Origin of the sequence: Pseudoalteromonas sp. Isolate6 (assembly GCF_022398435.1) — a bacterium.
In the GTDB taxonomy this organism is placed as follows: domain Bacteria; phylum Pseudomonadota; class Gammaproteobacteria; order Enterobacterales; family Alteromonadaceae; genus Pseudoalteromonas; species Pseudoalteromonas galatheae.
Genome location: NZ_JAKEVK010000270.1, coordinates 1 through 5271 on the forward strand (window position 1 = coordinate 1; position 5271 = coordinate 5271).

Here is a 5271-nt window from a genome sequence, read left to right on the forward strand (position 1 = left end):
ATCTTTTTAAAACAGACAAGTATATTTTTTCTATCACATGTAGGTCGCTGAGGGATAGATGTTCATTCACTTGATGAATTGAATCATTCTTTACCCCGCATTCGATCACTTGCGTTTTTCCAGTCGCGAAGAAGCGACCATCAGAGGTGCCGCCTGCGGTACTTAAACTCGGATATTGCCCCGTTGTTTCTTGGATTGCTTGCTCTACCAGAGTTAAAAAGCAGTTTTCTTGCTTCGCGCCGGTGTAAAATGATTCACAAGGCCGCTCCCAACAGATCTCCAACTCAGTACCGGATTTAGCCAGCGACTCCTGAATGTACTGCACCACTTCTTGGCTTTTGTAAGCATGGCTGTAACGAATATTAAAGATGATTTCACACTCTGCTGGTACTAAATTATCCACGATACTTGGAACTGTGATCCCGGTGACTTGCAGCGTGGTTTGCGATCCCACTTCATCTTTCCACCAAGGTAAAAGCGCGAGTTGACTAACTAACTGGCCGGCGACGTGAGCCGCATTAACGGTGTGTTCTGGATACGCCACATGCCCAGCCTTTCCTTTAACGTGAATACGTCCTGAAATGGCCCCGCGACGACCATTTTTTACCGTATCTCCCACCACTTGGTGTGAAGTCGGCTCCCCAACCAAACAAGCATCTAGCTCAATGTCATTTTCCACTAACCGCTCTGCGATCAATTTGGAACCAAACTCCGCTTCACCTTCTTCGTCAGACGTGAGCAACCAGTAAAAGCTTCCTTGTAATTTTTCACGGTGCTGAAGTAATGCTTTGGTTGCAGCAAGCATTGCCGCAACACCACCTTTCATATCTGCAGCTCCACGTCCATATATCACGCCATCAATAATCTGCGCACTAAATGGCGGCACAATCCAGCCTTTATTATTTGCAGGCACAACGTCCACGTGACCAGAAAAAGCAAAGGTGGGTCCTTCAGAGAAATGATAACTCGCAATTAAATTCTTTACTCCTTGCATCTCAAACTGCTCAATAGTAAAGCCCAGCGCGGCGAGTTGCTCTGACATAAAAGTGATAGTACCTGCATCACACGGCGTAACTGAGGGCGCTTGGATCAAGTGCGTTAATATCTCTGTGACGTAAGATGAGCTAAGATCTTGATATTGTGTTGCTAGTGACATAACTAAGAATGATTTGTAGATGAAATCTAGCAATTATTTAAAGATGAAACTTTGACCACAGCATTGCAGTTTTAATGCAAATTAATGACATCGAGAAAACTTAATCTAAATCAAACTTTCAAAAATTTCTGAAAGCTTACAATTTAAAAATTGATCTAGAACAGTTTTTCATTTTTTGAACCCTTTTAAGATGGCTTCATTGAAAACACACACTGTTTCACAGTTTAAAAATGTCCTCACATAGGGTTAGGAGAAGAAAATGAAAACTTTAAGCGCTGCACTTTTATCTACTCTGCTAGTTGCTGCTCCCTTCGCACACGCAAATTTCAGTGTTAATGTTGGTGCTATTAATGTAAACCCTGACAACACGGCCTCTGCCATTGATCAAGATAACTCGCTAGGCTTAGTCGCTGATTCAAATACTCAGCTTGGTATCACGCTTGATTACCACTACAGCGATAACATCGTGTTTGAACTAGTTGCGGCAACACCATTTTCTCATACCGTAGACGGTGCTGGTGGCTTGGCTGGAGCTGAAATTGCAGATATCAAACACTTGCCACCAACGCTACTTGCGCAGTACCACTTCTTTGATTCGAGTGCCAAGTTCCGTCCATTTATCGGTGCAGGCCTAAACTACACAGTATTCTTCGATGAAGAGCCAAGTGCAGCACTTAAGGCAACGCTAAAGACTAACGATGTGGAAGTTGATTTAGATAGCTCTTTTGGTATCGCATTACAAATTGGTTTTAACTACGACTTAAATGAAAAATGGGGTCTACACGGTATGATCTCCAAAATGGACATCAATACCGACGCAACAGTGTACGCAAACGGCGTAAAAGCATTGACTTCAGACGTTGAGATAGACCCTGTTGTGGCTATGTTCGGTGTGAAGTATAAGTTCTAACACCTAAGTAGTTTAAATCACAGATTTACTGTTACTTTCTCAATCCCCAAGGCCACTGATGTGGCCTTTATAATTTATATATTACTGTTTTTCTTTGCCTCTAACATGGCTTTCCAATGCATAATCTCAGGAGATAAAATAGGTGCTTCACCGTTAAACCCTGCCACTTCCAACATTTCCTCAACTGTAACTACCCCACCTTTGCGCTTGAATACTCCACGAACATACGCAATCGCATGTAGTCCACGCTTCGAATGAAATCGCTGCTCAATGTAAAAATATTTATGATCCCACCCCACCACCTTAGTGGTAATGGTAAACTTTTGCAGTGGTTTGATATCACGAATATAAGTAATCGCCGTTGCGTTCACAATTGGAAACCAGCGGCGTTTCATCACAGCTGCAAATAATCCAACTCGCTCTGTCATCCAAGTACGTGCCAAGTCCATGAACGCAAGATATCGAGAATTGGTCAAGTGCATATTAATATCACAGTCACTTGGTAGGGCACGATACTCAATATCTATCGGCGATAAAATGGAATCTGCTATTTGTTTATTCTGTCTTATTCTCCAAAACAACAGCAGTAAACGGAAATATAAATTCATAACAATGGTCTTACCAGTTAATAATTTTTCGATTCTAGCATAGCAATTCATATTCTAAAGTGATTATTTTGCTACGCTTACTTCTATAACCGATACATTGCTTTGACCCTTAGTTGCGGTAATGCTCTTGGTAAACTAGATTAATATCCTGAGCTTCGAAGAATGAGCGCCTTACTATCATGGCGAGAGAAGCCTGCAAAATAAGTTTAGAAACAACGAATTAGGCTTGGGCATGGCCAAGTCTATAATTAATAATAGCTAAAGTGAAGTCGATGAAAAAATTTTCCCTTTTTACTTATTTTACCTTGTTACTTGCCTTTTCCAGCGTGTGCTACGCAGACTTTGACTTTAAAGGAGAAGGCACATTAACTTACCCAACTGGTGTAGAAAAAGCGTTTGAGTTTGGTTTTGCTTGGAACAAACAGACTGAACAATTTCGCATAGGTGCGAATCTCTATGACATGTCTGAATTACCAGAGTCATACTCTGTCGCCATCACGCTAAGTAAAGACGATACCCGCGTTTGGATCCAAGAGTTCAATCAAGGTTTTATTTCTGAGTTTAAGTGGCAAATTGCAGATCATCACATCTCTCTTGTGAAAAAAGAGTTTAGTGACTCTGTGAAGGGTAATTACGTCTTGACAGTAAATGGGATAGATTATTTCTTTGCGCGAGATAACGTTAGTATCACACTCTCTTTTGAAGAAGATGGCATTAAGAATATTAAGGTCGATGGCGTGACAAAAGACATGGGAACCAAATCATAAGGGCCACACACACCGCATGGCCTTCAGATCATACCTTGACTGTTTTTCTGTTTATCCCATACTCACGCAGCTTGTTGGCAACGGCTGTGTGACTCAATCCCAAACGTTTCGCCAGCTGTCGTGAACTTGGATAAGCAGGGTAAAGTTTGCGCAACAAAGTTGCTTCAAACCGCTTCACGGCTTGGTCTAACGTCCCTTCAAAGTCAGACTCCAAATAACCTAAGTCATGCGTAAAGGTCGGTAGGTTTAGATGCTCGGTACGAAGTTCTTTATCGTCAAGCAACGAAACTGCACGATAAATAGCGTTTTCTAGCTGCCTCACATTACCAGGCCACGGATAATTCTCTAAAAACTCAATACATTCTCTAGCAAGAGTTGGCGCTGGATGGCCATTTTGCTGGGCATATTTTTGTACAAAATGCTCAGCCAGAGGCCCGATATCTGCTTTCCTATCTCTCAGCGGCGCAATTTCAAGTGTTAGTACGTTAATACGATAGTAAAGGTCTTCTCTGAATGCACCTTCTTGCACCATTGCAGGCAAATCTTTTTGCGTTGCAGCTATGATGCGAACATTGACCTTAACTTCATTTTCGTCACCGACTTTACGGAAAGTACCATCTTGTAAGAAACGCAGTAACTTAGTCTGTAACTGTGTCGACATTTCACCCACTTCGTCGAGAAATACCGTGCCACCATCAGCCTGTTCTAATACACCGCGTTTTGGCGCTGCATTTTCTTCATATCCTGCGTAACCAAAAAGCTCGGATTCAGCAACGTCATCAGGTAATGAGGCGCAAGAAAGTGCGATAAAGGGTTTTAGCGAACGATTGGAAGCATAATGGCATGCTCTAGCCAGCAGCTCCTTACCCGTACCAGTTTCACCTGTGATCAGAATTGGCGCTTCTAGCTGTGCCATTTTTCTGGCTTCACGTACGACTCTGCGCATCGCTGTGCTGTGATTGTGAATGGTTGCAAAGCTTTCTTGACCATAACGACGAAATGCACTGACTTGTTGGCCTAATCGCGACTGCGACTTGATGTTAATTACCGCCCCTGCTAATACGTCACCTTCGATCCCCTGAGGTACCGAAATTGGCAAAATATCAGCAATAAAATCTTCCCCACCCACTTCTACTCGAGTCGTTTGGCCTAATACCTCTTTACCTTCTAACCAGCGGGTAAAATTAAATCCTTTCAAAAGGTTGTTAATATTAGCACCGATCACTTCCTTCTCAACCATGTTTAGGTCACGACAAGCTGCGTCATTGCAGTGACGAACCCAACCTTTAGCATCAATAGAAATTACGCCATCAGGCAAAGCGCTGAGCAAAGTATTCAACTCATTATGCTCACGTTCTGATGGTAAAAACGCGGTAGTACGAACATCTTCAACGCCATCAATTAAACGGATCTCAGGCATAATTTTCTGGAACTGTTCAAATTCGATGGGTGGAAAGCTCACGTACATTCGACAATTTACTGAATCAACTTCTATACCTTTTAAGTCGACACGGTAACTCACCAAGATATTGAGAATTTCTTGGGCAATACCAATACGGTCAGCGCAATGTATCTCTAGACGCATTTGTTCCTCAAAGCGGGTTTTAACAATTGATGAGATCATACTCTAAGAATAGCTGGCCGACTAGAAAAACGTAAAGAATATTGAACAGGATTTTATCTACTTTCGTAAATTCTTACCCTATACTAATAGTGGACAGAAAAAAGTTGCTTATTAAAACACCTTTCAGCGCTTATTAAGTTTTTGATTTAGAAAATCATATTCTATTTCAAAAGATTGCAACGCATAAACACTTATAGATATAATAC

General features: G+C 41.9%; 5 protein-coding genes. 2 read left to right on the forward strand and 3 right to left on the reverse strand.

Annotation, left to right across the window (positions count from 1 at the left end; genetic code table 11):
* Positions 1–1156 (reverse strand): succinyl-diaminopimelate desuccinylase (dapE, locus tag L1D50_RS21375; RefSeq protein WP_239966771.1); only part of this gene is annotated, 1156 nt, incomplete at its 3' end.
* A gap of 259 nt (positions 1157–1415) precedes the next feature.
* Between dapE and L1D50_RS21380 the strand changes: the two genes are divergently transcribed.
* Positions 1416–2066, forward strand: a complete 651-nt coding sequence (locus L1D50_RS21380; protein WP_128725510.1) for an OmpW family outer membrane protein — start codon at positions 1416–1418, stop codon at positions 2064–2066.
* Positions 2067–2140: 74 nt separating this feature from the next.
* Here L1D50_RS21380 and L1D50_RS21385 read toward each other — a convergent pair whose 3' ends face one another.
* Positions 2141–2674 carry an acyl-CoA thioesterase gene (locus L1D50_RS21385; RefSeq protein ID WP_128725509.1) on the reverse strand — a complete coding sequence of 178 codons (534 nt, stop codon included), beginning with the start codon at positions 2672–2674 and terminating at the stop codon, positions 2141–2143.
* 272 nt (positions 2675–2946) lie between these two features.
* Here L1D50_RS21385 and L1D50_RS21390 point away from each other — a divergent pair, with 272 nt between their 5' ends.
* A complete protein-coding gene (locus L1D50_RS21390) occupies positions 2947–3441 on the forward strand; it encodes a hypothetical protein (protein ID WP_167815410.1) in 495 nt (164 codons plus the stop codon).
* 28 nt (positions 3442–3469) lie between these two features.
* On the opposite strand, the gene tyrR is transcribed toward L1D50_RS21390, so the two are convergent.
* A complete protein-coding gene (gene tyrR / locus L1D50_RS21395) occupies positions 3470–5026 on the reverse strand; it encodes a transcriptional regulator TyrR (RefSeq protein ID WP_128725508.1) in 1557 nt (518 codons plus the stop codon).
* Positions 5027–5271: the final 245 nt, after the last annotated feature.

Bases quoted from the DNA above. Each gene is read 5' to 3' on its own strand.
- L1D50_RS21380 (WP_128725510.1), top strand. From the start codon at position 1,416: ATGAAAACTTTAAGCGCTGCACTTTTATCTACTCTGCTAGTTGCTGCT.
- L1D50_RS21385 (WP_128725509.1), bottom strand. From the start codon at position 2,674: ATGAATTTATATTTCCGTTTACTGCTGTTGTTTTGGAGAATAAGACAG.
- L1D50_RS21390 (WP_167815410.1), top strand. From the start codon at position 2,947: ATGAAAAAATTTTCCCTTTTTACTTATTTTACCTTGTTACTTGCCTTT.
- tyrR (WP_128725508.1), bottom strand. From the start codon at position 5,026: ATGCGTCTAGAGATACATTGCGCTGACCGTATTGGTATTGCCCAAGAA.